The sequence below is a fragment of the Chitinophaga pinensis DSM 2588 genome (genome assembly GCF_000024005.1).
Taxonomy (GTDB): Bacteria; Bacteroidota; Bacteroidia; order Chitinophagales; family Chitinophagaceae; genus Chitinophaga; species Chitinophaga pinensis.
In genome coordinates this window covers 7,651,297-7,677,213 of record NC_013132.1, presented here as the reverse complement: position 1 = coordinate 7,677,213, position 25,917 = coordinate 7,651,297, and the positions used below count along the sequence as shown (strand labels likewise).

Sequence of the window (25,917 nt, the reverse complement as noted above, 5' to 3'; positions counted from 1 at the left end):
ACAATGTGTATATTGCTGCAAATATCCTTACCTATGGAACAAGAGATTCCTCCGAAGCGGAAGAGAGACTGGTTTTTTATTCTTACTCCCTGTTTATTTATTACAATATTGCTGACTACTATCATTGTACTGCCGTTGTTGAGGCCTGGCGGAGCAATAGAGGCTATCTGGATGAGAATCCTTTTCCTGCCAGCGCTGTTGTTGGCATTGTTTGGAGATATTGGCTCCAGGGTGTTTCTGTATCAGCATGAGGACAGAGGCAGGATTATATGGATCGTGCAAACGATCATGATGATGGCTGGTTTTATACTTTGGAAAGTATTTATCCGATAATAGTGAAACGCCCGGTAATTATTGCCGGGCGTTTGCTTTTGTAAGATTATTTCATGATCACTTTCTTCGTCACATGCTCATTGTTGTGTATTAGTTTCATAATATAGACTCCACCTGGCAGGTGCGCGGCAGAGAACGATCTGTTGTAGCTGCCGGCAGCGAGATGTTCCCTGAATATAGTGGCCACCTGTTTTCCATTCATGTCATAGATCAGCATAGCTGTCACCATGCCATAGCCATGACCTCTATTTTAAGGGTGAGAATCGTTCTCTAAAAGGATATTTTGAGTTATGCTACCGGGCTTTTCAATATTTATAAATATAAGAATTCGCATAATATGAAGTGCGGTTTTGGATACTTTCCTTAATATCGTATCATTGTTTCTTCCAACACTCAACACCATCATTATGAAATTCAGAATATTGGCTTTCTGCCTTGCTGCATTTATAGGAAATGCAAACGCGCAACTCAGTACACCAGATACGATCAGGACAGGGAAAGGACCATTGGTGATTCAACCTGTTGAACATGCGAGCGTTGTATTTACGGTAGCCGGCAACGTTATCTATGCTGATCCGGCGGGTAAAAAAGAACTGTTTAAGGGACTGGCGGCGCCTGACTTCATCCTGATCACGGATATACATGGCGATCACTTTGATTCATCGGCTATTGCGACATTGAAGGCAGCTAAAACAAAGCTGATTGTGCCGCAGGCGGTAGCTGATAAACTGCCTGCTTCTTATAAACCTTCAGTGATTGTGTTAAAGAACTTCGGCGTTACAACACAGAATGGTATTACGATCAATGCGATCCCGATGTATAATCTTCCTGAAACACCTGATTCCAAACATCCGAAGGGAAGAGGAAATGGTTATATACTGACTGCAGGAGGTACGCGTATCTATCTTTCCGGTGATACCCAGGGCATACCGGAAATGCGTTCATTAAGAAACATCAGTGTAGCGTTTGTGTGTATGAACCTGCCTTACACGATGGATGTACCGGAAGCTGCAGATGCTGTGCTGGCGTTTAAACCCAAGATTGTATATCCGTATCATTACCGTGGTCAGAAAGGACTGAGTGATGTTAATGCATTTAAAGAGAAGGTGAATGCGGGATCTAAGGCAATAGAAGTACGTCTGCGTGACTGGTACCCGAAACAGTAAATAATCAGGCATGATGGATTTGGTGCAGTGGTGTAGTGTGACGGGATATCGTTTGCTATGATTGTTTTATTTGTTAACAGGTACTGTCCGGTTAATCATCGGATGATTATCGTCTGTAGGGCCAAAATCGCTATCCGGATGCCAGGTGATAAGGTCTATGGCTTCATTGTATGTATTGAATGAATGCAGGCAATCGGGCGGAATTACCCACAGGTGTCCGGGCTGTAACATTGTTGTTTCATTCTTCAGTATGCATTCGGCTTGTCCTTTAATGACAATGCCGACACGGTCTGAAGGATGTGTATGCGGTGTTTGTTTTACCTGTTTGGGAATATGTAAGTGATTCAGACAGGGATCGCCTGATTTTGCGGGCGATACGATGATGGTATCATAACAATTGTCGAGATATTTTAAGCGGCCCTCATCTTCGATAGGGCCGCAAAATTGCCTGAGTCCTTTGTAGTTTTCCATCCGGATAATGATGCCTTGTCCGTCGGGTAGTCTGGACGCATCCACTTCTCCTTCTGATACGACAAAGCTCATTCCGGCGCTGAGTGTACAGGTACCGAATTTATCAGTCACTGTGATATGTCCCTGATAAACGATTCCGAAATAAGCAACACCGGGCGGCAAGGAGATTTTATTGCCGCTGACCCCGATAATGGAATAATTGGGGGTTCTATCGGCATTAGTGTATAATACTCCCGTTTGTATTGATAGTTTCTGAAACGTGTTTTCCATGGGTGATGAAAGGTTTGGTTGAAGGGTGGGCGTCCAGATAATCAAGGTGCTCCTGGAACTGCTGTAATCCGATGCCAGCTGTGAAATCCAATTTTACCTGCGTACTGTGAATGGCTTCATATCCATATCTGTAAAAGCCAATGTATACTTCGTCATCAAATTTATACATGGAGAAGAGCGGCATTAAGTCATATTGCATGGCGATCAGGTTATCGGCATTGCAATGATGCCTGGTTTTTATCTCATTGAACAGTGTTTTTATTGTATCTCTATTGGTTTTTATCTTTTCTTTTACAAGATCCTTATCAATTTCCCCGGCAGCGGCGTTCAGAGGAGTTATTCCTTCTGATCTGAATACGGTGATGGGGGATTCGGGATTTAGTAGATATAATTTCAGCTTCAGGTTCGAGTTATGCGCGAAGGCGCGTATGAAATCCTGGTAATAATTATCCAGTCCGGGAATGTAGGTCTGGATGATTACGATTTCCTTTTTTGAATTGGCGATCAGCTCCCGTATACTGGGTAGTTCGTCATAGATGCCTAAGACACGATGCCTGTAATAACTATCAAATGAGGGTACATACCTGGATAAAATGGACTCTACTTTTTCATTGAAATCCTTTTTGTAGGAGACTTTATAAATCAGATCCACTATTGCAGCTGTTGCCAGGATGACGGCAATGTGGTAAAATAACATCGATAGACCGTGTCCATTTGTAGGGTCTTGTTCCAGTCTTACGGTGTCATTGGCATCAGGTACTTTAATGATAGTTCCGGAGTAAATCAGGTTTGGCTCAAGCTCATGCCCTATTAAATATGCAACTACCCCCATGATCAAACAAATCAACGCAATTAAGGTAGTTTTCGTTCCTATCCCGGATTCCACATACGACTCTTTGTTGTCAATTTTATTTGCCATAAGATTAAAAAGTTTCTTTTGTAAAATCTACTGTAGTATTATACAGCACCTGCGATGGCTCAATTGCAAACTGCACTTCTAATTTTCCATTCACCACTTTTGACATCCAGTGTTTATGGAAGCCCTGATGATCCTGTGGTCTTAATATCATATCGCCTTGTGGATAGGCGTAAGATTGTTTAATGGAAGTGGTGTCTTCCAGTGCTTCAATGAGTCTGTTCGTATCCTCTTTTTTGTTCTTATATTCAATTTTCTTCATTATTTCTGCCACCAGGTTGATATGCTGGAAAGATGCCCAGTAGTGGGAGCCAGCCAGTACCCGTTGACGGTTGCCGATCTCATATCCTTCGTTGTCTACATTCACCAGGGATCTGAGTTTTTTATTAAATGCATTATCTGCGTATTGTAATTGTCTGGGGAAATATTCGACGAGATACATTCCTTCTACTGCTGCACCGAGAGAGGCTACATCAATCGCTTCCAGCGTACATATCATTGTGAATTTCTGTTTGCGGTATCCATGTTCATACAGTTGCTGAATAAAGCCGGTGCTGTCTGCTCCGAAGAAAATGAAATAGATGCCTTCTGTGTCTTTGGGTATTTTACTCAAGTGTGGTGAAAAGTCTTTTGTGCCTACAGGTACACGGATTTTTGCCAGTACCTCTCCACCCTTTTTGGCAATGTCATGGGAGAACATTTCTTCGTGTGACCATCCCCATGAATAGTCGGCAACAACAATTGTCCATTTTTTTGCCAGTTGTTTCACCATCCATTCAGTGCTGGCCTGCGCCTGGGTGCATACTTCACTTTCCATCCGGTATATGTACCGGTTACCTTTTTCTGATGTTGCCTCACATGCCATGGCAATGGGCATATATAGTGTCTTCAATTCTTTGGCGAGCGGAACGGTGGCCATCATCACACCTGAATGGACTGATCCTATGACAAAGTCCGCGCGATGGTCATTGACCAATTTTCTGAATTTCCTTTGCCCTACCGTCGGGTTGGTTTCCGTGTCTTCTACCACTAATTTAAGTTGTCTGTCATTGATGCCTCCTACCTTATTGATTTCGTCAACTGCTGCAACCGCAGCCTTATGGATCCAGTAGCCCCAGGAAGAAATACCGCCGGTAAGATCTGCCTGGTGGCCGACTATGATGGGACCATTTTCCTGTCCACCAATACAGCTTCTGAACGTTGTCCCCAAAATGGTGCTCAGAAGAAGTCCACCCGTCAGTGTGGAGGACTGGGTAATAAATTCTTTCCGGGTTAAGTTTTTGTTCATATATGGAGGATTTTGTTGTTAGGTTGATTCTCCGGAACTGCGCCCAGCAGGCCGGATAATACTGTTTCGTTGTTGAGGAGGTAATCAGGTTCGCCTGTGTATACGAGCCGGCCTCTTTGCATTACCATTACCTTATTACACATGCTCAGAGACCAGTTAATCTTTTGTTCGATAAACACGATGGCGCATCCTGCTTTCGATTTTTCATGCAATAGTTTTTGCAGTTCTGTCATTACAGGTAGTGAGAGTCCGCTGGTGGGTTCATCAAAGAAATAAACGGGGCTGTCGTTGATGATTGTCCGGATCAATGATACTGCCTGGCGTTCACCACCACTGAGGCAACCGGCGTTCCTGTTCATCCTGGGTAATATCCTGTTCCTGAAATGTTCCCATAAGACGGGTGCATGTTGGGCGATCACCTTTTCTATGACTGCTACTATATTTTGCTTCCTGATGGTATTTCCTTTTACATTGAAAAGAAGATTTTCCAGCACTGTCAGCTGGTTGAAGATCCTGCCTCCCTGCGGCATATAAGAAATACCATGCTGGTAGATAAAATGAGAAGTTCTGTTGGTGATGTCCAGCTGATTTATGACAACGCGGCCTTCCCATTTATCGGTGATGCCGGCAATGACATTGAACAAGGTCGATTTACCTGCTCCGTTTCTTCCTATCAATGCCAGCAGTTGTCCGCTGCCAACTGTAAAAGAGACATCATCCAGGATCTTTAATTTTTCATATCCTGCGGAGATATTTTCTGCAAGTAATAAGACATTCTCAGGAGGCATAGAACTTCTCTTTTACATAGTTTAACTGAAAGATCTGATCAGGGGGACCAGCTGCTATAATCTCACCATCTGCCATAAAGCAGGTGGTGAAGCCCAGTTTTCGTACCACCTCCAGGTCGTGCTCTATCAAAATGAGCGTATGTGTTGATGACAATCTTAACAGGAGATTCGTTATGAGTACTATTTCATGTGGGCTTACACCTGCCGTTGGTTCGTCCAGTAATAATATCTGACCGCCAGATGCAATAGAGAGTCCTATGTCGAGCATTTTTTGTCTGCCGTAGGAAAGATGTTGTGCTGCTGTGTATTTTTCTTCCGTCAGATTGACCAGTGAAATGATTTCTTCGACGATTGTAAGACGCTGTGCTGCCTGTTCTCTGTCAGTGCTATAATCCCATTTATTGATCTTTGCCTGCGCGGCAATCTGAAAATTTTCAAGTACTGTCAGTTCGGGGAATAGTTGTACCTGCTGAAAGGTTCTTGTCAGTCCTTTTTCAACGATCTCGTGTTGACTGTATTTGATTTTTGAATAGCCTTTTTCTTTGACAAACAGCTCTTCGTTCAGCAATTTCATCTGGCCATGCGCCTTGGTATACACACCACTCAGGATATTGAATAAGGTTGTTTTGCCGGCGCCGTTTAATCCTATCATCGTCAGGCAGGGGAAATGTTCATTATTGTTCTCTTTAAGAAACCATTCCGTACCGGAGGGTGTATTTGTTTTTATTTTTATTTCACGGCAGGAGAGTTCCAGTGTTACTCCTTTAACGGCTTTCATGCCATCGAAGGAAATGCCCAGGTCATCTGTGGAAAGAATAAAATGCAATCCTGTATTATTGGATGGTGATGGAGGGGCGGTGGTGGCTGGCTGTGTCAGCTGTCTTTTTCCGGCGTAATTGTTTATCCATCCGGGGGGTAGGGGGATCATGCCCATGAGACCATTCTTTCGGTACCTGATCAGGAGGATCAGGCAGATGCCTACTATCAGCGGATAATATTCAACCCGGCTGCTCAATTCGTCTTTAAATAAAAGGAATCCGGCAGTGCCGATAAAAGGTCCGAGGAAAGTACCTCTTCCACCGGATATTGTCCAGATGATAGCCTCCCCGGATAAACTCCAGAGAAAGAAGATGCTGCTGGTATACTTGAATGCGAGCACATATAAGCTGCCGGCAATGCCGGCAAGAACAGCACTGACGATATACGCCAGGAACTGGTACCTATGTGTATTGTAGCCTAAAAACTGTGCACGTACTTCGTTCTCGCGCAGACCTTTTAAGATAAGGCCGACCGGAGATTTCAGAAATCTGTAACAAAGGAAAAGGACGAGGATGGCAAGTGAACAAACCGTCCAATACATATGCCTGGGGTTATAGGGGGACAGACCTGTACCAGGAATAAGCTTATCTGATAACTGAACTGAAATGCCATCGTCTCCTCCTGTAATCTGTGGGAAATGATTGGCGAGGTAGAACGGTATCAATGTAAGCAATACTGATACGATTACAAAATAGTGACTTCTGATTTTAAGGACGAGCAAACCTGTCAGGGTGGCCAAAGCGGTTGTCAGTGCAATAGCAAAAAGGAGGGCGCCCGGGATTGAAAGTTGCCAGTGTATCAGCGATAGGGCAAAGCCGTAACAGCCTGCGCCAAAAAAAAGAGAGACGCCAAAACTCAACAGCCCTGTATAGCCATAAATGATGTTGAATGACATCGCGAATAGTGACCAGATAAATATTTCCATGATAAATGACTGGAAATATGCATTGGCAAATGCACCAGCTGTCAACGGAATGAACAACAGAAAAAATGGAATATAGGTTCTGACTGTATGCATTTTATAATCGTCTTGCTGATTTGGGAACTACGAAGAGGCCTTCAGGTCTGAAAAAGATAAACAGGCAGGTTAGTAGCAGGAGCAGCACTTTTGCATATGCAGCTTCCATAATGGAGGTCAGTTCACATTCAATAATGCCGATGATGACGGAGGCTATAAATGTGCCCTGCAGACTTCCAAAGCCTCCGATGATGACTGCCATGAAGGCAAGCACAATGATATCTGTCCCCATTCTGAATTCAACGGCGGTGATCGGAGCAGCCAGTACGCCGGCTAATGCGGCAAAGCCGCTACTTAAACCAAACGTGATTAAATAAATACTTTTTATAGGAACGCCTGATACCTTCGCCAGGTATGGGTCCTGTCCTGCGCCTTTCACCCATAATCCATACCTGGTATAGTTAAGAAAGTAGGTAAACCCTGCAAACAGGATACAAGCCATGATAATAATGAATATCCTGTAAGCCGGATACCCTGTACCGCCCAGATTGAATATAATGCCGATGGGATCTGCGATCCGTTGTGGGGCTCCTCCAAAGAAATATAATACGATATATTGCAGACAAAGAGAAACCGCGTAGGTAGCAATGAGGGTTGCAGAGATGTCCCGTTCTATCTTTCGCAGCACAAATCTCTCTATCAGTAAGCCCAGGATCGTCACCAGTGCCGGCGCGATAATTAATGACAACCAAAAGGACCCTGTGATACTGATAACATAAAATGCGATGACTGCTCCGAGCATATAACATTCGCCATGGGCGAGGTTGATAATTCCCAGTTGTCCATATATCATGCAAAGACCAAGGGCTATCAATGCAATCAGCGAACCCCAGAAAAGACCGTTGAGCAACTGGATCAGCATAAAAAGATTTCGGTTTGGTAATAAATCAGATGTCAGTTACAGTGCAACCTCTTATCTCCGCTGCTGCTGAAAATCGATATCACAATTATTCTACCTGGGAATATCAGGTGTTTGGAGTTAAAAATTTGCTCACTGCAATATGGAATAATTGCTTTGATATCGTTCTCTGCACCTGCCGAATAGCTTATTTGACCTTTTGAAGATGGGGGATCTAACTTGTGAGGAGCAAAGTGCTTCTATATGAAGTGGATATATCTGTCTTATTTTCAATGTATTACATTACGTGTAGAATTAAAAAAATAGCTAATCGCGGAGTCTGCCGTTTCAACTTTTTACATATCTTGCCGTAAACTACCCCTTTATGTCTTTACCCCGGACCCTCGCCTTGTTATCACTTTCATTATTAGCCTGCCGTGATACTAAAACAGACGTTCCGATCAATTGTGAGTCTTTTAAACTGTTAATGTCAACAGCAAACAACGAAAAGGAAAAGTTCGCTGTACGGCTTTCTGCGATCCGGCGGGCATATGCATTTGCGAAACAACAAGGGGATGTTTCCGGACAGCTTGAAAGTCTGCGTACAAGAGGCGTCGTATATCTGAAAATGGATAGTACAGATGAAGCGTTGTCTACCTATCGGCAGGTGGTTACATTGGCGGCAAATGCGGGTGATGAGGAGAATCAGGGTATGGGGCTTAATAACATAGGCTCTATTATGATTGAGAGGTCGGCGTACGACAGTGCGATTATTTATTTTGAGCAGGCAGGTAAACTATTCAGACATATCGGCGATACTTTGCGTGTCGTTCAGGGTAATGTCAATACGGGAATCGCTTATAAGAATATTGGCGCTTATGAGAAGGCATTCAGTATTTCCATGGATGCAGCCGGTATGATGGAGAAGATGAAAACCTCAGCAGACCTGGCCACTGCATATAATACGCTTGGGAATACCATGAAGGATCTGCACCGGCCCGGTGAGTCATTACAGTACCACAACAGGGCAATGACGATCCGGCGAGGGCTGAATGACAGTACGGGTATCGGGAGTTCATTGAACAATATAGGGAACGTGTATAAGGAGACAGGAGAATATGCACGTGCATTGCAATATTATCTGCAGGCTTTGGAAATAAAGAGGAAAGCGGGTTCGAAGCGATCGGTGGTCACTACTATTGATAATATCGTGGAAGCTTATATTGGCATGGAACAATACACCATGGCCGAACAATATGAGCAGGAAGCATTAGGTATGCGGGATGAAAACAAGGACAAAGACGGCTGGATGACATCTGCGAACCGTCTTATCCGCATTTATGTGGCTCGTCAGGAAACCGCCAAAGCAAAGGAACTGGCGTTGTATGTGGCAAAAATTGCGGATGCATCTATCTATGTGAACCAACGACTGAAAAATACCTTGCTGCTGAAAGAAATCTATTTGCAGGAGAAAGATTATGCTAATGCTTTAATACAGTCAGGGATAGCATTGGGTTTAAAAGATAGCCTGTTCAATACTGATATGTCTACGGCCATAGCATCCATGGATGCGCGTTTCAGGGTAGAAGAAAAAGAGCAGCAATTGGAACTGGCAGGGAAGAATGCTATTATTCAGCAACAGCAGATCGGTATGCAGCACAGATTCCTGTTATTACTGGGGACCATTATCTTATTACTGCTGGTGGTCTCATACCTTTTATTTCTTTCCGGCAAACTCAGAAAAAAAGCCCGTGAACGCACAGAGTTGCTGATGAAAGAACTCAACCACCGTGTGAAGAATAATCTACAGATCATTTCAGATATTATGAATCTGCAGACTGCTACAGTAGATTCTCCTAAGGAGCGCGCGCTGATTGAAGCGGGTAAAAGTCGTGTACAGTCTATCAGTATTGTTCATAATCTGCTATACCGGCAGGCTTATACCGGTAATATCAATATGCAAGCTTTTATTAGTGAGATAGTAAAGAATGTGGAGCTGGCGTTTCATGGCCACGGGCGGCAGGCATCTGTTATATCAGGTGTGGATGACATCCTGTTAGATGAAGATCTGGCGATTCCCTTAGGGCTTATTACGAATGAATTGCTGACGAATATCTACAAATACAGTCAACCTGCTGTTGCCGGTCATTTATCTATCCGTGTGCAAATGCGACAAGAAGGGGAGGGCTACCTTCTGCTTATCAGTGATGACGGGTTGGCCTGGGATGTGCAGGCTGCCAGGATGCAAAGCAGCGGACTTGGTTTGTTATTAGTAGATATGCTGGTGAAGCAACTTAAAGCGTCCTGGCTGTCTTGTCGTGAAAATGAGATCACTATTCATCGCATTCGTTTTAGCAATGTTTAATCCCCAGGTTATGGAAAAGAAAAAGATACTTATTGTTGAAGATGAAATTATTGTAAGTACCAGTATGACGCTTACACTTAGCAGGAAGAATTACGATTGTATGGTCGTTACATCCGGGGAGCAGGCTATTAATGCACTGGATACTTATGAGCCGGATCTTATATTAATGGATATCGGACTTGATGGTAAAATTGATGGAATCTCTGCGGCCAGTATTATCCGCAAGCAATATGACAGTCCCATTATTTTTGTAACGGAGCAGCAGGATACCAATGTATTTCAACATGCGATGATCGCTTTCCCACAGAATTATCTCAGCAAGCCATATACTGATATAGCGCTCTTACAGGCTGTTGAGATGGCCATTCATCAACCTGTTGCAGCGGGTAATCCGGCTACTCCTAAGCCAATGGACGACCGGGTTTCGGATGGTATTTTTATTTACCTGCATAATCAGTATGTGAAGGTATTATTTGCCGATATTCTATATCTGAAAGCAGACGGAATGTCTACGGTTATGTATTGTGCTATGAATAAAGAGTATACTATCTCGCTTCCGTCGAATAAGGTGGTTGCTCAACTTGCCTGTCCGTGGATCGTACAAACCAACCGGTCATTTTATGTCAATATTCATCGTATTGATAGTATAAGACATGATACGCTTATTGTGAACAGGAATGAAGTGCCGATGGGTAAAAAGTACAAGTTTAATGTGTTGAGTCGCCTTAAGAAAATTACGCAAGGTAAACAGGAATAGACAAACGCCCCGGAAGCAAGTCCCGGGGCGTTGTGCTGCGAACAAAAGATACTATTGTTCGATCAGCTCATTCACTCTTACGCTGAAGGAGTCCACCACATTGATCATCGTATCGATCTCCTGGTAGCCGGAACTGTTTATTTTGAGGTGAAAGATTCCATTTCCTGGCAAGGTGAATGTGCATTCACCGGCGAGGTTGGTAGACAGCTGGATACTGTCTGTTTCGTTCTCATCGATCATTTTTACGTCAGCCAGCGGAATAGGCGTTCCGTTGCTTCTTACTACTTTGTGCATGATGATGGGATCGTCATCATCATCACCCCCACGCCGTGCATTAGCGAATGTTTCGGCTCTTTCGGTTCCCTGATTGGCAGGAGCAGGCATTACATCTCCTTTCTGGCAGGAGGTCATGAGAGTGGTCATTATGGCAACAAAGGCCAATATCAGTTTGAAGTTCATTTTTTTGCGTTTTAGAAAGCAGCGGCATGGCGGTCCCGGTCTGTCCGGCAAGGACAGTTTGATGTAACGGCTTCATGCCGCTGCTGATGAAGAAATAATCGGGGAGATTTGAGGCTGTGTGAGGTGTTGCTATCCGGTTGGCCTGCCGGACTGTCTATCCCCTGATAAGTCGCAACGCTACACACTTTTCACAGCCGCTGTTTGTAGTTGAAGAACGGGCGCCGCACCAAAACATATAAATTGTTAACTTAGCAAGCGAAGTATATGATCAGGTGCCATCCTTCTTTCTGATTTCAAAGTAACGACACCCCGGAATGTTTAGAAAAAATAGACCAGTTCTGACCAGCACTGGCCGGATTTGACCGGTCAGCTTATCATTAATAATTGGAAATCGCCCACGTGAAAGCTAAAATCATTATCGACGAGGTACGAAAGGAGAAAATATTGCGTATCTGTTCTGTACTTAAAAAAGGGGACTCCCGGGATAAACTTGCGGCATCCCTGCGTGATTTTATTAAAGAGGTGCTGATCAACATTGACAATAACCTGTATAGGAATATCGGAACGAAGCATTTTCCCGGCGAGTCGTCATTAAGGCGGTTATTGTATGAGGAGAACGGAGAATTACCCCGGGCTAATCATCCCTATCTGGAGAAAATACTGGACAGATATATTGAAACGTACCAGGACAGCATTGAACATATTGTTATAGCACCTCTTACTGACGCCGGGGTTATTTCCGATCCGGTTGCGTCAAGGTCGCCCTTTTCTCAGGCGACTATTGATGAATTATGTTATCGTGCCGCGCATCTTTGCTGCTACCCCGAATGTTATCAGCTTACATCGGGGTCTTCACTTGCCGGACATGCAGATACGCGTCCAGCTGGACAAGCTTGTCTGATCAGGGGGACGAAAGCAGGAGACATCAGATATGACAAAGCGGGCATTGCGGGAGAAGATGCAATCGGGAATGGCATCTGGCTTTGTGCACATCACGCAGCAATGATCAATCAACATGAAGGGAGGGAATATTCTGCTGAAATACTGGCATCATGGAAGGGTATTCATGAACAACTGATGCAGGACCTGCTCAAAGGGAAAAGCAAGGCGAATGTGCCTGCAGGTCCTTCCGATCATCGTCAGGAGACGATGGCGAACCTTATACTGGGATATTTGGATGCACAGTACGCCTTATTTGCCCCGTGGGGCACGCAGCCACCTCAAAACATAAAAGATACGGTGGCAGATATTGTGGCATTTCTTATGGAGAAAGACATCGAGATAGACCCATACAGCAGGCTGCAACAACAAACGGATGCCCTGTATGCCGTCAGCGATGGATTTATTAGGATGACTGCCTATACCAGTAACAGCCAGATGGGCTATACATTATCAGCATTTAAAAAGACAATTGGCATGATCCTGTATGAGATGTCTGCTGTATATGGATCAGCTTTACCAACCAACATCCGCACGATTATACCGGTATCAGATAATTCCATTGCAGAAAATATATGAAAAAGAATTACGGTCACACTATCTGGAAAATGTTACGGGAATACGCCATCTGGCAGCCAGGGGATATCGTCGCATTGGGCGATTTCGGCGTTATCAGGGACAATTGTTTTGAACGGATCGGGAATATCAGGGACTACATTTCCGATACGGAGATCAAGGCTAAAGCCAATGAATTGGGGGAGGTTTCGGTCCGGTCGGACTACGATGTGGAACGCAGTAACCAAAAGGATATCGTCAATCTGAATTATCAGTTTAAGAAAAACAATGGTGTGTTATTGTCTGCCAGGGAAGTACAGGTAAATACTTTTCTGGAATTGCAAAAGACGGCAAGGCTTATTGCTGCTGAAGAGCGATGGGACAGGTCCTGGTTTGTAGTGACCTCTGTCAGGACAGCGGGAAGATTTGTATTGGTGATTTCCAAAGATCTTAATATGTCTATCGAAGGGGAAGCCAATGCGGTGGATGAATTCCTGGAGGGTAGATCCGACAATGCTTCAGCAGTGAAATTGACGGGAGCGATCAATCTGAAAATTGTCGGGGGGAATGGACCACTTAGCGTAAGGCTGCACCAACTCAAAGAACAGGGGGATTCATTTAAACACCTGGAACATGGGGTGCCGGATAGAAATGCCTGGGTACTGGCACCTTACATGAACGCTATTCCTGAAGAATAATATTTATGAACAATACGATTACAACCAGAGAAGCTATTACGCTTTTACAGGAGGAGGCATTTGCTGCAAGTGGAATGACGTATTATGATGTGCAGTCATTTTACAAAAGAGAGCAGGAAAGGATCCGGCAATTTAATGTCGATAATCCTGGCTATCTACGTTCCGAAGAAGAACTACTTGCACGTGATCCTTCTCTTCACTATCTCGAAACGGATCTCTCAAAAAGATTTGTGGATGATGTTCCTGGACTGCCTTATCAGCATCCGTATCTATACACATGGCTACAGGATACCGTCAGGTACTGTAATGAGAAAACAGGGCGCACACAAAAAGGGCTATCTAATATAATCCTGGCAACGGCTCCTACGGGACTATTTAATGCAATTGCGCTACCAGGTGAAACCGAGAGTGGTATTATACTTGAAGACGGATTACTGAATGTTGCCAGTCATTATGCTAACGAACTCGCATTTCTTTTCTATGAAAAACTGGAAGATGGCAGATACTGTGAGTTGGAGGGAGATGAATTGAAACAGCATATTGAAGCTAATAAAGAAACGCTCGATTACCTGGCGGAGGTTATCTGGCAATATATTATCGAGGGATATAGTACATTGCCTGGTCCGGTGGGTGCAACCAGCGAAGAAGATTTTTCCATAAGGCATGTACTCAGGCAGGATTTTATACTTTTTGTGCTGGAACATGAGTGTTTTCATATCGATTGGTGGCATAGTAACGGGGTGCATGGTAAACATCCGTTTGACAAACGTTACGAACAAATGTGGCAGTTCTATGAGCGACACCTTGCAAGTGTCCTGCCAGATAATGACAAATTAACGTATGATCAGTTTGAACGCATTTACTATGCACAACAAGAGGAACTGCTTGCGGATTTTGCCGCATTTCAGGTTGTGATGATGATGGGTGAGAAGCAAAGAACATTTACTGCATCTGTAAAAGGGGCGCTTCTCTTTTTTGTGATGGCAGAGTTGATTCAACACCTGCTATTCCTGTTGAATGATCCCGACTTCGTGGATAAACTGGCTACTTACGATGGAAGCGTACTAGCCCTTACGGCGATAGCCGCCAAAGAAAGTCATCCTTACGCGTTTTTACGGAAAGCCAGTTTATTAAATCTGATCAGGCAGTCGCATCCTCTTTATTTGCAAAGTGTAGAGAATGAAAGCGCTAAGATGGACTTTATCATTGAAAGCGTGAAAAAGCTACTTGATGAAAAAGTGGCTACTGCAACTACACCCCCGATTCCCCATGCTAAATGGTCGGCCCTTGAAAAATTTAATGCCTTGTAACACATGTAGATGTGTTTTACAAGGCATTTTCGTATTAGGTAGCAACCCTCAATAATAAGTTCTGCTGGTAGATTTAACATCCTAACAACAGTACTTGGTCGTATATTCGGGTACGTGTTAACCGTATATTTTAAACAGTTTTTTTAACCCACAATTCCTTTACCATGAAAGCATTATTAGTGCTTGTTTTCGGCGCTGTGTCAAGTGCCACATTTATCCCTGCTTCTTCTTCAGCTACCAGACAAGCTGTGGCCTCCACTAACACCAGTGCGGATCCTTTTCCCTGCAGACAGGCATTTTTAGCCAATCCGGGTACGGATACTGCGGTTGTACAGGTACAGGCCTGCGGTGGTGAGACTTTCTCTTATACATTGGCTCCGGGTACATTCAGGACAACTACCTGTTTGAGTACTGCGTATGGCGCTAATGTGGTAAGAGGGGCAGTCGTAGTAGACTGGATGGCTTCCTGCGAATAGCAGCAACATTATTTAATGAGCAGCCGGCATCTTTAAAAGGTGCCGGTTTTTTATTGTCCGGGAAAATTATCCATCAGGTATGGAAATACCGTCATTCTTCCGCAGGTCACTTTGATGCAATTTTGTATCACACAAAAACACAAAACAATGACAACATCTGCAACAACAAAATGGTATATCAATGGCGCACTGCTCGCGGTAGTAATGGTAGTAATGAACCTTTTCGCAGCATCTGCTGCACTTGCCCAGAAAAAAACAGCTAAAAATATTGTAATCGTTCATGGCGCGTTTGCCGATGGTTCAGGATGGAAGAAAGTGTATGAGATACTGGTGAAGAAGGGGTATCATGTGTCCATTGTACAGAATCCGCTGACCTCTCTGGAAAATGACGTAACAGCTACCAAGAATGTGTTAGATAAACAGGATGGTCCTGTGGTACTGGTGGGGCACTCCTGGGGTGGTACTGTGATTACCCAGGCGGGTACACACGATAAAGTGGCTTCTCTTGTATATGTGGCTGCATTCCAGCCTGATAAGGGAGAAAATACGATTCAGTGGGTAAAATCAGCACCAGCGGCGCCTGAAAACGGTATCCTGGCTCCGGACGATAAAGGATTTGTATATTATGACAAGGCTAAATTCCATGATGGTTTTGCGGGAGACCTGCCTACAGCAGAAACTGATTTTATGTATGCTTCCCAGCAACCTATCGCTGCTGCCAGTTTCGGTACACCGGTAACTGACGCTGCGTGGAGAACAAAACCAAGTTATGCGATTGTGGCTACTGAAGATAAAAGTATCGTACCTGATGTAGAGCGTAATATGTACAAACGTTCAGGTGCGAAAGTAACAGAAGTAAAAGGCAGTCATGTAATATTTATGTCTAAACCGGCGGAAGTGGCGAAAGTGATTATTGAGGCGGCTGAGGGAAAATAAGTGTAGAGGGTTACCATCAAAGACAGACATCTGCCAAAAAGTAAAGGCCGTTATTACGGCCTTTACACATTTTTATCCCCAGGCTTTTTTCAGAGAGTTTCTATATGTCTGCGGAGAAGTTTGCGTGATATTCTTAAAGTACCTGCTGAAATGATATTCATCTTTAAAACCAAGATCATACGCGATTTCCTTGATGGCTTTATCGGTCAGGTACAGTTCACGTTTGGCTTCCACGATGATGCGGGTTGCGATCAGATCGGTCGGCGTTTTCTGATTATATTCCTTCACCACTCTTCCCAGGTTCTTAACAGAGGTATTCAGCAGTTCGGCGTAATCGCCGGGACTGTGTTTTTCCCTGAAGTACTGTTCGATGTAAGTTTTAAAGGAATGGAGCAGCACCGATTCGGTACTTTTTTCACTGAAAGGCGCCTGTTCTGTGGATTGGGCCATCTTAATGCGCGTAACGTTGATCAGCAGTATTTTCAGGTAGGAGGTGATCAGGTCATGTTGCGCCAGTCCGGCTACCTGCAATTCCTGCTGGATCTGATCCAGTACCTGTTCCAGCATAGGCGCTTCATTCACAGGAATATTCACGATGGGCGACTGATCGATGTTATTGAACAGGATACCGTCGCAGGCTACTTCCCGGTGATGTTTGATAATGCAGAAGAAGTCATGATGGAAATTAAGGATTACGCCCTTGATGTCCGTTCCTGTGATCTGGAAAGGCTGGAAGGGCATAAAGAACAGCATTGTGCCTGGTTTCAGGTCATAAGACGTGAAGTCGGCCTTCAGGGAGCCGTTACCTTCCAGAATCCATATAATAGAAAAGAGGCCGATTTTCTGTACTTCATTAAAGTCGGCGTCACTGGTGAAATGTTTGATCCGGAAACCCAAACTGCCGTCAACCGGGTTTGTGATTTCGGGAGAAAGTGTTGTTGTCATAATTAATACTTACCGGTTCTCCATCCAGGTCAGGAAGTTCTGTACTTTTTCCTTATTGACCAATAATTTCTCAGGTGTTGGAATGCTTAGGGTAACCAGCAGTTTTCGCGCAAAGTAGTGTTCTACTTCTTTTACTGCATGGAAATTGACAAGGTATTGTCTGTTCAGCCGGAAGAACTGTTCCGGCGCCAGCAGACTATAGATCTGATCGAGCGACTGGTTTATGCTGTATTCCTGCTGATCAAAGGTTTTGATCATGGTCGCTTCGTGTTTGATATAGAAAAAGGCGATTGTATCGGTTGCGATATTGAGGTATTTGTTCTGCTTAAAGACCAGGAAGTTTTTCTTACCGGCGGTACCTGCGACTTTCGCCAGCAGATCGTTTAACTGCGGGAGGGGATTCTGCTGAAAAAAGTTCTTCAGTTCGTCTACCTTTTTAAAGGCGTTTTCAATGTCCTGCTGAGAGAAAGGTTTCAGTACATAGTCAACGCCGTTTGCCTTGAATGCTTCCAGGGTATATTCGTCATATGCGGTACAGAATACCACGGGTGCGGATACTTTAGCTGTTTTGAAGATGTTGAAACTTAGTCCGTCGGACAGCTGTATATCCATGAAGATCAGGTCTGGTTGTTCATGTTCTGACAACCAGGCGACGCTGCTTTTTACGCTTTGCAGTTGTGCTACGATACGGGCTTCCGGCTTTATTTTGCCGATCAGTGTAGCCAGCGAGGTAGCTGCTTTGATCTCATCTTCGATGATCAGTATATTCATAGATTACTGGTAGTTTTACCTTGAAAATTTTATCAGTTTCTTCTACAACAATGTCTTTGTCCAGCAGGTGATGATACCTTTCATGGACGTTATTGAGTCCTACATGCAGGGAAGTTTCTGCGGGGTCCATTTTAGGCTGCAGATCGTTTTCTATTACGATAAAGTCCTTTTCCACATACAGTCTTATTTCCAGTGGTTCTTCCAGTGATACCACGTTGTGCTTTACACAGTTTTCTATGAGCAGCTGTAACGTGAACGGAGGGATCATGGTGTGCTGGTATTTTGCAGGAATGTCGTTTCTCATGCGGATACCATCTTCGAATCTGGCTTTCAGGAGGAACATATAGGCAGAGATGATGTCCAGTTCTTCTGAAAGCTGTATAAGGTCCAGTTTACGACTTTCCAGTGTGAACCGGTAGAATTCAGAGAGCTTCAATACGAAGTCAACAGATTGTTTATCGTTCACTTCGATCATTGTTTTTAGTGTGTTCAGACTGTTGAACAGGAAGTGAGGATTGATCTGCTGTTTGAGGAGTTCATACTGTGCGCCCAGGTTATCGGATTTACTGCGTTCCAGTTCTATGCTTACCCGTTGGTTGTGGTAGTTCTGGTAGAGCAGGTGGAGGAACATATAGAACATCAGGTTGATCAGGATACCTCTGACTTCGATCATGAGCATCACCGGTCCGAAACTGAGGGTGGATATGAGCAATTGCTGGATAAATGCGAGCAGCAGCATGACTGCCATACCGAAGACCAGGCTTCCCATGAGGCGTGTCAGGGAAATGCCTTTATAGATATCCTTTCTGGAATAGGTAGGTAGTGTATAGATATTGTAATACCATACGACCAATGCGAAGATGGCGGTGACCGCAGAATTGACTACGGCTTCTTTTGTATTGAAATGGTGTTCCGCTATTTTGGGTACAGATGCCAGTATTCCTAGAAAGATGGAACTGACCCAGATAATGAGCGGCGACACTTTAAATGAACGCTTGTTAGTCACTGTAAATAATTGACTTATGAAATATAATGCTCTTTAGCCAAAGATATGGCTAATTCCAGCTAGTCAGGCATTTGCGGTCGTGAACCGGGCGGATTAGTGGGAGAGGTGGACAATTTTGAGCTTCAATACACCGGCCGCTTTTGTGTAGCCGCCTTCCGCGCCATCTACGAAGTGGATATGTTCCTGTTTGAAGTCGCGTACATAACAGGACATGACGGACTCTTTGCTGACGTAGAAAGCATAAAAGATCCTGCCGGCTTCTTCCAGTTGATTAAGGTGTTTTACGAGCTGGAGGCGCTGGGTTTCGGTACCGGTGATCACGGTATTGATTTTGCCGTCAATGACCAGCGTGTCTGACATTTCGACGAGGCGTGTGAGGTAGGACTTACCTTGCCTGGTGCGGAAGTAGATATAGCCTAAAAATGTAGTAAACCATGACTGGATCAGTTTGAATAGTCGTTTGCGGCCGAATCGGGCGCGTAGTTCGAGACCCAGCTCTGCGAAGGTGGTTTTCAGGCGTAGTTGCGGGATAGAGATTGGCTGTCTTTTTTCAGGGGCGCCGTAAATAGCGTCGATATGTGTAATGACCTGCCGGAAGGCGCTGGCCTGTTCTTCGGGTTTGGTGGCCATTACGATCAGTGATACGACCTCATAATTGCTTTCCGGTGGTTTGATCTTATCCCAGCGGCATTGCATTCCACTGAGGTCAACTTCATCATCTGCCAGGAGGTCGCCGGGGAGGAGGTAGTCTTCTCCTTTGATCAGTCTTTCGGCATAGTTCAGTCCGTTGCCCAGGACAACCGGAATATGAAAGTTACCGCTGCTATTGAATTTACTGACCCTGAGTGTATGACCGGCGGCATAAATATCATTTACGGCTACGACGCCGATCCGGAGGTTGATATCAAAGCTCTCCTGCGTATTCTTTTTATACAGCAGGAGGGCTTTGATGGCCGCATCTTTTACTGAGGGAGGGATAATGAAGGTCGCTCCATCACCTCCGAAGAAAAAAGGTACGGTAATATTGGCTTTAAAACTGATGTTCAGTACGGCAACGATACTTCCTGTAGCAACCAGGTTGACGGTTTCGTGTTGTCCGCTTTGTACCACGGCAGTGGATCCTTTGATGTCGGTGACAATCACGAACCAGTCTTCCGGTATTTTGTAGAAGAGGTGGTCTTCCGTGAGTAATTCGCTTAGTGGAATACGGTTGACCGGTAACCGGGAATAAAACTGATCGCTGTTGACTGTCATAAACTATTACTGCCGCTTTTTCTGTTGTTATAAGTGCAACCTGAATTCCATCATCAGGGCAGGTCCGGTTTTCCGGTCTTTTATTTCGGTACCGGGCACCTTATCACCACCGTCGGTATATACGTTGGTGGTCTGCTGAATAGATGAAACAAGGAACTGTGCTCCAAAGCTCGCTATTCCTGGTATTACTTCAAAATACGGGCCTATTCCAGCCAGTTCGCAGAAGGCATGTCCTTTTACTTTGACGTAGGCTTCTTCTGCTCCGGCAGGAGACACCATGGATTTGATATTCATGGGACCCCAGGTTGCTCCGATAATCGGTTGCAGGAAGAAGGATTTGGTTACCGGGATGATGTATTGGGCTATAGGCCCAACGAGTAGGTTGACTCCCCTGTTGTACACGCCGGCGCTTTTCTTGCTGGCGACGCTGAGACCACCTGTTACGCTGAAACCGATAGACATTTTATCGATAAAATGGTAACCAGCTCTGGCTGATAGCTGGGCTGCTGTTCCGATGTACTGTCCCATGGGCACAACGGAGCCGGTCAGGCCGAGGCCACCGCCTACCCACCAGGATCCTTTGTTGATTTTAAGTGTATAAGGAACGTGTTTTTTCATGCTTTGCGCCGGATCGATCTGTTGTGCGGAACATACCTGGATGGTCGCGAACCAGCATACGGCGGACATGAGTAACGCGAAGATCCCGCTTGCAGGGATTCGACTGTGCTTGTTTTTCATGGGAGATAATTGGAGGTTATAAAAGTATAAGATAAGTCAGCTTTTTCCCTGCGTGTAGCGGGGAATGAAGCCTGGAGCTGTTGCATGTATTTAAGTCATATAGTGTCTTTTCTGATTTACCTGGTCTTTGCTGACGGGAAATCTTCGTTTACGAAGATGCGTGTGAAAGATCACTTCACCTGATAGACTGTCTTTGGCGATTTGTCTGGTCGTTATGGACAGGGATTCTCCGTTTTACGAAGAAAGGAGTGAAAGCTCATTTCACCTTTGGTGACTGTCTTTTCCGATTCGTCGGATCGTTGCTGACAGGGAATCTTGGTTTCAGGATGAAAGATGCGAAAGGTCATTTCACATGATATACTAATACTGGTTGATTTTTGACGAAAGCCTGGGGCCTGAATAGTTAGTTTTGGCGTTGCGGCACTACATTACTATGTAACAAATGTAATAACTTCTTTGGAAAAGTAATGCGTTTTGTACATATGTTGAAAATGTGTTATAAAAGTGTCATCCGGACAGGATATCAAGATAAAAAAAGCCGTTCATTTATTGAACGGCCCGGGGTCAGATAAGGACATGGTAAGTATGTCTTGTTTTTATTTTTTCATGTGGAGGTCCAGCAATCCTGTTACTTCTGTGGATATCTCACCTAACCAGCCTGCTTCTGCGCGCATACCGGTATATACTTTTATGAAGTCAACACCTGGGAGGTCTACAGTATTACCGTTTTTGTCGACCGCCCAACTGATCTTGATAGCTGCATTTTCTTCGGCGTCGCCTACATTATCTGCATAGCCCCAGGCAAAGGGTTTACTAACGAAGTAAGTACCGTTTCCTGACTGGTCTTCTATGTTGTTGCTGGTGAGCAATGTGCCGGTGAAGGAAATGCTGTCGCCTTTCCATTGCGGATAATAAGGGGCTGTATTGAATACGTTTTTAGAGAGAAATCCTGATTTGCCCCGGTTATCTTTCCACCGGATATAGGTAGTATCGAGCATGTACATACCATCGGGTTTCTGTTCTTTGTTTTCGTCCGGTTTGTAATAGGTGATCTGATAGCCGTGTGTCGTCTCGGGGCTGTTATAATCGGAGCCAGCGATCTCGTACCATTCATCATCGGGTAGTCCGTTGCCATTGGCATCTATAGCCACCATCACGATACCGGCTTCAGACCAGTTAGGAAAGGCATTACTTTTCAGGAGGAAATCATATTCCTCTTTTTTGCTGATGATCGTATGATCTGTTCCGAGTACAACATAACCGCCGAAGCCACCGAGGGAGATCATGCCATTTGTATTCAGCTGTTCCTGCGCTTTTGCGATCATTTCTTTATCTGTGTTACCTTCTTCCCAGGGAGGCAGACCGTTGGTGAACTGTCCTGGCGCGGGGAAGTAATCAAACACCGTTACAGCGCCTGTGTACGTCTTTCCCGTCACTTTTACAGTAATCTGTTGCTGTGTGCTGCCGGCGTTATTTTTTGCGGTAAAGGTGAGCGTAAAGGTGCCTGCATCACCGAATGCATACAGCAGATTTTTTGCTGTACTGATGGTATCATTATTCAATACCCAGGTGTAGGTGGTAGAGACGGAATCGCTTACTACGGCGGGGTTTACTTTGAACCATTTCCTGTTATCCACCGCGAAACCGCCGTCGGGAGTGGTAATGGTGATTTTAGGCGCTTCGGCAGGCGGTTGTTGTACATCTTCATCTTTCGAACAACTGCTGATGATAAGCGTAATCGCTGTTGCAGCGAGTAGAATTTTTCGCATGATAATCTTTTTTGTTAAATGGTAAATGACTCCGTGTCTCTTCTATCAGGTGATGAAGAAACACGGAGGGTTTATGAGTTAATGAAATACGGGCATGGCAGGGAAGTACCAGCCATTGAAGACATTTGAGTTAATCAGTGCACCAGTGCTTGCGTTGTAGCGGAGGACCGTGTTAACGCTACCGGTAAATGGCCCATTGACGGTGGTTACGACGAGTGTATTGTTACTCTTGTCGTAGGCAGTACCTGCGCCGTAGAAGTATTGTCCGGATGGCAGTGTAATGAACGGTGTAGACAGTGAAGCGGTGTTACCGATAACGTAACGATAGAGCGTGGTGCCACCCATGAAGCCATTGTTACGTACGATAAAAATGCTGCTGTCTGTCGTAGAAGACGTAATCGCGGAATGGCGCCATGCCCCCCATGGAGATGGTGTGGAGAATGGCAGTTTAACGGCGCTACGTGCCAGGGTAGTGGAGTTGATACGGATCAGGGAGTCTGTGTTAGCGGCATATACTGCGCCGTCTTTACCCAGTGCAAAACAAAGGTTTGCCGTACCGAAGGAACGTGCTACTGTGAGTGAGGAAGCGTTGTAGGCGACGATACCTTCTGTTTGTGCATGTACAAAGATATAATTGCCTGCTTTGATCATATCGCCGCTATAGCTGCTGATACCAGGCAGTTTGGCGCCGGCAGTGAGTCCGGGGAGGGCAATCGGATATACGCCACCGCTGGTGGTGAGTAAGCCTTTGGTACTGTCAAGTCCGAGGAAGGCGTGTCCGTCATTGTCGGGCATAGTCGTCAGCCGGGCTGTTTCCACCATGGTGTTAGCGTCTGTTACAACCAGCGGACCGCCAGCTTTGACAACGATGTACATTTTGTTTCTGAACGTAGTGGCGAACTGTAAAGTACTGGTAGCGCCACCTAATGTTTTGCCGGGGTTTGCGGCTGCGTAAATGTTGAGTCGCAGGGTATCGGCACTGTAGTCGTAGAAGTGCAGGTCACCGGAACCGTGTCCGTACCAGCCTTCATTGGCGATAAAGAAGCCGTTCGCGAAACCGGTAGCAGCGATGGCATTGTTAGCTGCGATAGCGGGCAGGGACAGTTGTTCTGTTTCATCTTTTCTGCATGCGTGCAGTAAAGGCAGTAGTGCTACGAGTACGAGCAGGTAATGTTTGATTTTCATATAAAGGGTTGAGTGATTAAGCACATCCATACCCTTCATTCAATGATGCGACCGAGTTTGAAATGTAGTCATACGTATGCCTGTCTACTGTTGATAACGGCATAGGTGGGAATACGTATCAATCATCTCTTACACACACGGTATGTATGTGATATGGTCATACGTATGCCTGTCAGCTGTTGTTAGCAGCATAGGCGGGCGTACGAATCAACAATCACATTACACACGGCAACAATTGCGGTGTACATGTAACATGGCGTATATGTATGCCTGTTTGCTACAGATAGTGGCACAGGAGCATACATATAACAATCACATCACACACACGACAGCTAATGCAGTATGCGCAAAGGGGGTAAATAAACACCAGAAAAGAATATAGAACCTTTACAGGCTACACTCTTCGCCTTTCACCCGAAAGCGCTTGAATGAAGTTGCAAGGGGCAGGTCTTCTGGCTCCCTGATGTTCCGGTGGCCTTCCCGTCCGCCTGAGGCGAGACAGTGGCAAAGAGAGAACCGAAATGATACTCAGGTTACAGCTACGGGGATAGCTCCGGTTTTGCACCGGATTCCCTTTTAATGCCCGGAGTGCGGGCAACCATTTGCAGGAGCGAAAGTACGGAAAAGAATTAAGAATTAGGTGATAGCCATACAGGAGATGGGAGAAGTCACAATAAATGTGCGTTCCGTTTTGTGGTATGAATAAAAAAGCGTCCGCTGTTGGCAGGACGTTTTTTTTATAATTTTTTAAGTTCTGATTGCTATCTGATGATAGTGGCATTTTGCGACAGCAGTTCTTTACCGTCTTTGGTGATCTTTACAAGGGCTGGCGGAGCCTCTTTTTCGCCTAATACGGTGAATACGCATTCGTAGGTGTAGCCATTGTTGACGAATTCGTAGTAATGATTACCACCTGTACCTTCAAAGACAACTTTGCCACCATCTATTACGAGGTCAGGCGTCTCATTCATCTTGCTTTGTAATTTCCAGGAAGAATAGCGATACTGGTCTTTTCCCATATTATCGATCCTGATGCGGAACTTTTGTGTTTCCAGCAGGTACACCGGTCGTTTATATTTTCTGACTGATTTGTCCAGTTCTTTTTTATCGCTGGAGATCAGTGCGGCTTGTTTTCTTTTTTCAATAGTGGATTGATAATTCACTGCAATCAGTTTACCATTATCATCCAGCCATACTTTACCGTGTTCAAGCATTATGCCACGCCATCCCATTGCTATCCAGTCTTTATCTGGTTTGGAATTGACGATTGCTTTTATGAGTGATTCATCAAAGATCTCGTTATATCTCTCCAGGAATTCTTCCTTTGTTTTTACCGGTGGGATAGGTGCATCTCTTCTTAGGGGGAATGCTACTTTAGCAGCCAGTGCTTCCTTGTTTTGTTGTTTTACGTTGCTGATAAATTCGGCAATTACTTTCTGATGTTCAGCTGTTGTTTCCTGTGCCTGTACTGCCACAAAACTGGTGGCCAGTAATAAGATGGCGATGAATACTCTTTTCATAAGTTCGTTTGTGGGTAGTTAACAGAAATGGATCTTTTCCACTGCAAGGTAAATTATTCTTCTATGCAACGTATAGCGTGTTTCCCTGGTATTTCTCATTCGGGAAAACTACGTCACTTTGACAGTGTTTTGTGCTCGTAGTTTCGGAATTCCGGAAGTAAATTGGCCCGTAGTTATAAGCTAGTGTATGTGTTTTGTGTTGACTATTATAATGTTATGGTTTGATTGTCCTGAATGCCCCTCATTTTCTGAAAAATAGGCTTGATACGATATATACATGCTTTATATACGGCGTATATACGACGCATCTATACTGGATCTCCCTAT

At 44.7% G+C, this 25,917-nt stretch carries 25 protein-coding genes and 1 riboswitch; of the genes, 9 read left to right on the top strand and 16 right to left on the bottom strand.

The window, feature by feature from the left end:
- The first annotated feature begins 33 nt into the window (after nucleotides 1-33).
- A complete protein-coding gene (locus CPIN_RS30060) occupies nucleotides 34-333 on the top strand; it encodes a hypothetical protein (RefSeq protein WP_044220037.1) in 300 nt (99 codons plus the stop codon).
- A gap of 46 nt (nucleotides 334-379) precedes the next feature.
- Here CPIN_RS30060 and CPIN_RS30055 read toward each other — a convergent pair whose 3' ends face one another.
- Nucleotides 380-562 carry a T9SS type A sorting domain-containing protein gene (locus tag CPIN_RS30055; protein WP_044220033.1) on the bottom strand — a complete coding sequence of 61 codons (183 nt, stop codon included), beginning with the start codon at nucleotides 560-562 and terminating at the stop codon, nucleotides 380-382.
- A 178-nt stretch (nucleotides 563-740) separates the two neighbouring features.
- Between CPIN_RS30055 and CPIN_RS30050 the strand changes: the two genes are divergently transcribed.
- Nucleotides 741-1,499 (top strand): MBL fold metallo-hydrolase, encoded by a 759-nt coding sequence (locus tag CPIN_RS30050; protein ID WP_012793653.1) that lies wholly within the window; start codon nucleotides 741-743, stop codon nucleotides 1,497-1,499.
- A gap of 66 nt (nucleotides 1,500-1,565) precedes the next feature.
- Here CPIN_RS30050 and CPIN_RS30045 read toward each other — a convergent pair whose 3' ends face one another.
- The 6 genes from CPIN_RS30045 to CPIN_RS30020 are packed head-to-tail and all read right to left on the bottom strand — an operon-like array spanning nucleotide 1,566 to nucleotide 7,931.
- Nucleotides 1,566-2,240 carry a cupin domain-containing protein gene (locus CPIN_RS30045; protein ID WP_012793652.1) on the bottom strand — a complete coding sequence of 225 codons (675 nt, stop codon included), beginning with the start codon at nucleotides 2,238-2,240 and terminating at the stop codon, nucleotides 1,566-1,568.
- Entirely contained in the window at nucleotides 2,188-3,159 is a 972-nt protein-coding gene (locus CPIN_RS30040) for a hypothetical protein (protein WP_012793651.1), read from the bottom strand. The genes CPIN_RS30045 and CPIN_RS30040 overlap by 53 nt, the downstream gene beginning before the upstream one ends.
- Nucleotides 3,160-3,163: 4 nt before the next feature.
- Nucleotides 3,164-4,444 carry an ABC transporter substrate-binding protein gene (locus CPIN_RS30035; protein WP_012793650.1) on the bottom strand — a complete coding sequence of 427 codons (1,281 nt, stop codon included), beginning with the start codon at nucleotides 4,442-4,444 and terminating at the stop codon, nucleotides 3,164-3,166.
- Nucleotides 4,441-5,232: an ATP-binding cassette domain-containing protein gene (locus CPIN_RS30030; RefSeq protein WP_012793649.1), complete on the bottom strand. Its 792-nt coding sequence runs from the start codon at nucleotides 5,230-5,232 to the stop codon at nucleotides 4,441-4,443. The genes CPIN_RS30035 and CPIN_RS30030 overlap by 4 nt, the downstream gene beginning before the upstream one ends.
- Nucleotides 5,222-7,069: a branched-chain amino acid ABC transporter ATP-binding protein/permease gene (locus CPIN_RS30025; protein WP_012793648.1), complete on the bottom strand. Its 1,848-nt coding sequence runs from the start codon at nucleotides 7,067-7,069 to the stop codon at nucleotides 5,222-5,224. The genes CPIN_RS30030 and CPIN_RS30025 overlap by 11 nt, the downstream gene beginning before the upstream one ends.
- 1 nt (nucleotide 7,070) lies before the next feature.
- A complete protein-coding gene (locus CPIN_RS30020; protein WP_012793647.1) occupies nucleotides 7,071-7,931 on the bottom strand; it encodes a branched-chain amino acid ABC transporter permease in 861 nt (286 codons plus the stop codon).
- A 361-nt stretch (nucleotides 7,932-8,292) separates the two neighbouring features.
- Between CPIN_RS30020 and CPIN_RS30015 the strand changes: the two genes are divergently transcribed.
- Both CPIN_RS30015 and CPIN_RS30010 read left to right on the top strand, forming a co-directional pair.
- Nucleotides 8,293-10,272: a tetratricopeptide repeat protein gene (locus CPIN_RS30015; protein ID WP_012793646.1), complete on the top strand. Its 1,980-nt coding sequence runs from the start codon at nucleotides 8,293-8,295 to the stop codon at nucleotides 10,270-10,272.
- A 10-nt stretch (nucleotides 10,273-10,282) separates the two neighbouring features.
- On the top strand, nucleotides 10,283-11,029 hold the full coding sequence (locus CPIN_RS30010) for a response regulator (protein WP_012793645.1): 747 nt from the start codon (nucleotides 10,283-10,285) through the stop codon (nucleotides 11,027-11,029).
- A gap of 51 nt (nucleotides 11,030-11,080) precedes the next feature.
- Here CPIN_RS30010 and CPIN_RS30005 read toward each other — a convergent pair whose 3' ends face one another.
- Nucleotides 11,081-11,488 (bottom strand): hypothetical protein, encoded by a 408-nt coding sequence (locus CPIN_RS30005; protein ID WP_012793644.1) that lies wholly within the window; start codon nucleotides 11,486-11,488, stop codon nucleotides 11,081-11,083.
- Between the two features lie 399 nt (nucleotides 11,489-11,887).
- Here CPIN_RS30005 and CPIN_RS30000 point away from each other — a divergent pair, with 399 nt between their 5' ends.
- The 5 genes from CPIN_RS30000 to CPIN_RS29980 all read left to right on the top strand — a co-directional run bounded on the left by CPIN_RS30000 (nucleotide 11,888) and on the right by CPIN_RS29980 (nucleotide 16,402).
- Nucleotides 11,888-13,006, top strand: coding sequence for a hypothetical protein (locus tag CPIN_RS30000; protein WP_012793643.1), 1,119 nt, complete (start codon nucleotides 11,888-11,890; stop codon nucleotides 13,004-13,006).
- On the top strand, nucleotides 13,003-13,680 hold the full coding sequence (locus CPIN_RS29995; RefSeq protein WP_012793642.1) for a hypothetical protein: 678 nt from the start codon (nucleotides 13,003-13,005) through the stop codon (nucleotides 13,678-13,680). The genes CPIN_RS30000 and CPIN_RS29995 overlap by 4 nt, the downstream gene beginning before the upstream one ends.
- 5 nt (nucleotides 13,681-13,685) lie before the next feature.
- Complete coding sequence (locus CPIN_RS29990; protein WP_012793641.1) at nucleotides 13,686-14,990, top strand: hypothetical protein; 1,305 nt, start codon at nucleotides 13,686-13,688, stop codon at nucleotides 14,988-14,990.
- A gap of 164 nt (nucleotides 14,991-15,154) precedes the next feature.
- Entirely contained in the window at nucleotides 15,155-15,466 is a 312-nt protein-coding gene (locus CPIN_RS29985; protein ID WP_012793640.1) for a hypothetical protein, read from the top strand.
- Between the two features lie 147 nt (nucleotides 15,467-15,613).
- Entirely contained in the window at nucleotides 15,614-16,402 is a 789-nt protein-coding gene (locus CPIN_RS29980; protein ID WP_012793639.1) for an alpha/beta hydrolase, read from the top strand.
- 72 nt (nucleotides 16,403-16,474) lie between these two features.
- Here CPIN_RS29980 and CPIN_RS29975 read toward each other — a convergent pair whose 3' ends face one another.
- The 8 genes from CPIN_RS29975 to CPIN_RS29940 form a co-directional block, all read right to left on the bottom strand.
- The gene (locus tag CPIN_RS29975) at nucleotides 16,475-17,347 is read right to left on the bottom strand and encodes a helix-turn-helix domain-containing protein (protein WP_012793638.1); all 873 of its coding nucleotides are present in this window, start codon (nucleotides 17,345-17,347) and stop codon (nucleotides 16,475-16,477) included.
- 9 nt (nucleotides 17,348-17,356) lie between these two features.
- On the bottom strand, nucleotides 17,357-18,118 hold the full coding sequence (locus CPIN_RS29970; RefSeq protein ID WP_012793637.1) for a LytR/AlgR family response regulator transcription factor: 762 nt from the start codon (nucleotides 18,116-18,118) through the stop codon (nucleotides 17,357-17,359).
- Nucleotides 18,093-19,124, bottom strand: a complete 1,032-nt coding sequence (locus CPIN_RS29965; protein WP_012793636.1) for a sensor histidine kinase — start codon at nucleotides 19,122-19,124, stop codon at nucleotides 18,093-18,095. Before CPIN_RS29965 ends, CPIN_RS29970 begins: the two co-directional genes overlap by 26 nt.
- A 93-nt stretch (nucleotides 19,125-19,217) precedes the next feature.
- A complete protein-coding gene (locus CPIN_RS29960; RefSeq protein ID WP_012793635.1) occupies nucleotides 19,218-20,378 on the bottom strand; it encodes a DUF3095 domain-containing protein in 1,161 nt (386 codons plus the stop codon).
- Between the two features lie 27 nt (nucleotides 20,379-20,405).
- On the bottom strand, nucleotides 20,406-21,116 hold the full coding sequence (locus CPIN_RS29955) for a hypothetical protein (protein ID WP_012793634.1): 711 nt from the start codon (nucleotides 21,114-21,116) through the stop codon (nucleotides 20,406-20,408).
- A gap of 596 nt (nucleotides 21,117-21,712) precedes the next feature.
- On the bottom strand, nucleotides 21,713-22,885 hold the full coding sequence (locus CPIN_RS29950; RefSeq protein WP_012793633.1) for a PKD domain-containing protein: 1,173 nt from the start codon (nucleotides 22,883-22,885) through the stop codon (nucleotides 21,713-21,715).
- Nucleotides 22,886-22,963: 78 nt separating this feature from the next.
- Nucleotides 22,964-24,070, bottom strand: a complete 1,107-nt coding sequence (locus CPIN_RS29945; RefSeq protein WP_187294708.1) for a DUF5074 domain-containing protein — start codon at nucleotides 24,068-24,070, stop codon at nucleotides 22,964-22,966.
- Nucleotides 24,071-24,495: 425 nt separating this feature from the next.
- Nucleotides 24,496-24,688, bottom strand: a riboswitch (cobalamin riboswitch).
- 143 nt (nucleotides 24,689-24,831) lie between these two features.
- Nucleotides 24,832-25,590 carry a hypothetical protein gene (locus CPIN_RS29940; protein WP_012793631.1) on the bottom strand — a complete coding sequence of 253 codons (759 nt, stop codon included), beginning with the start codon at nucleotides 25,588-25,590 and terminating at the stop codon, nucleotides 24,832-24,834.
- Between the last annotated feature and the right edge of the window lie 327 nt (nucleotides 25,591-25,917).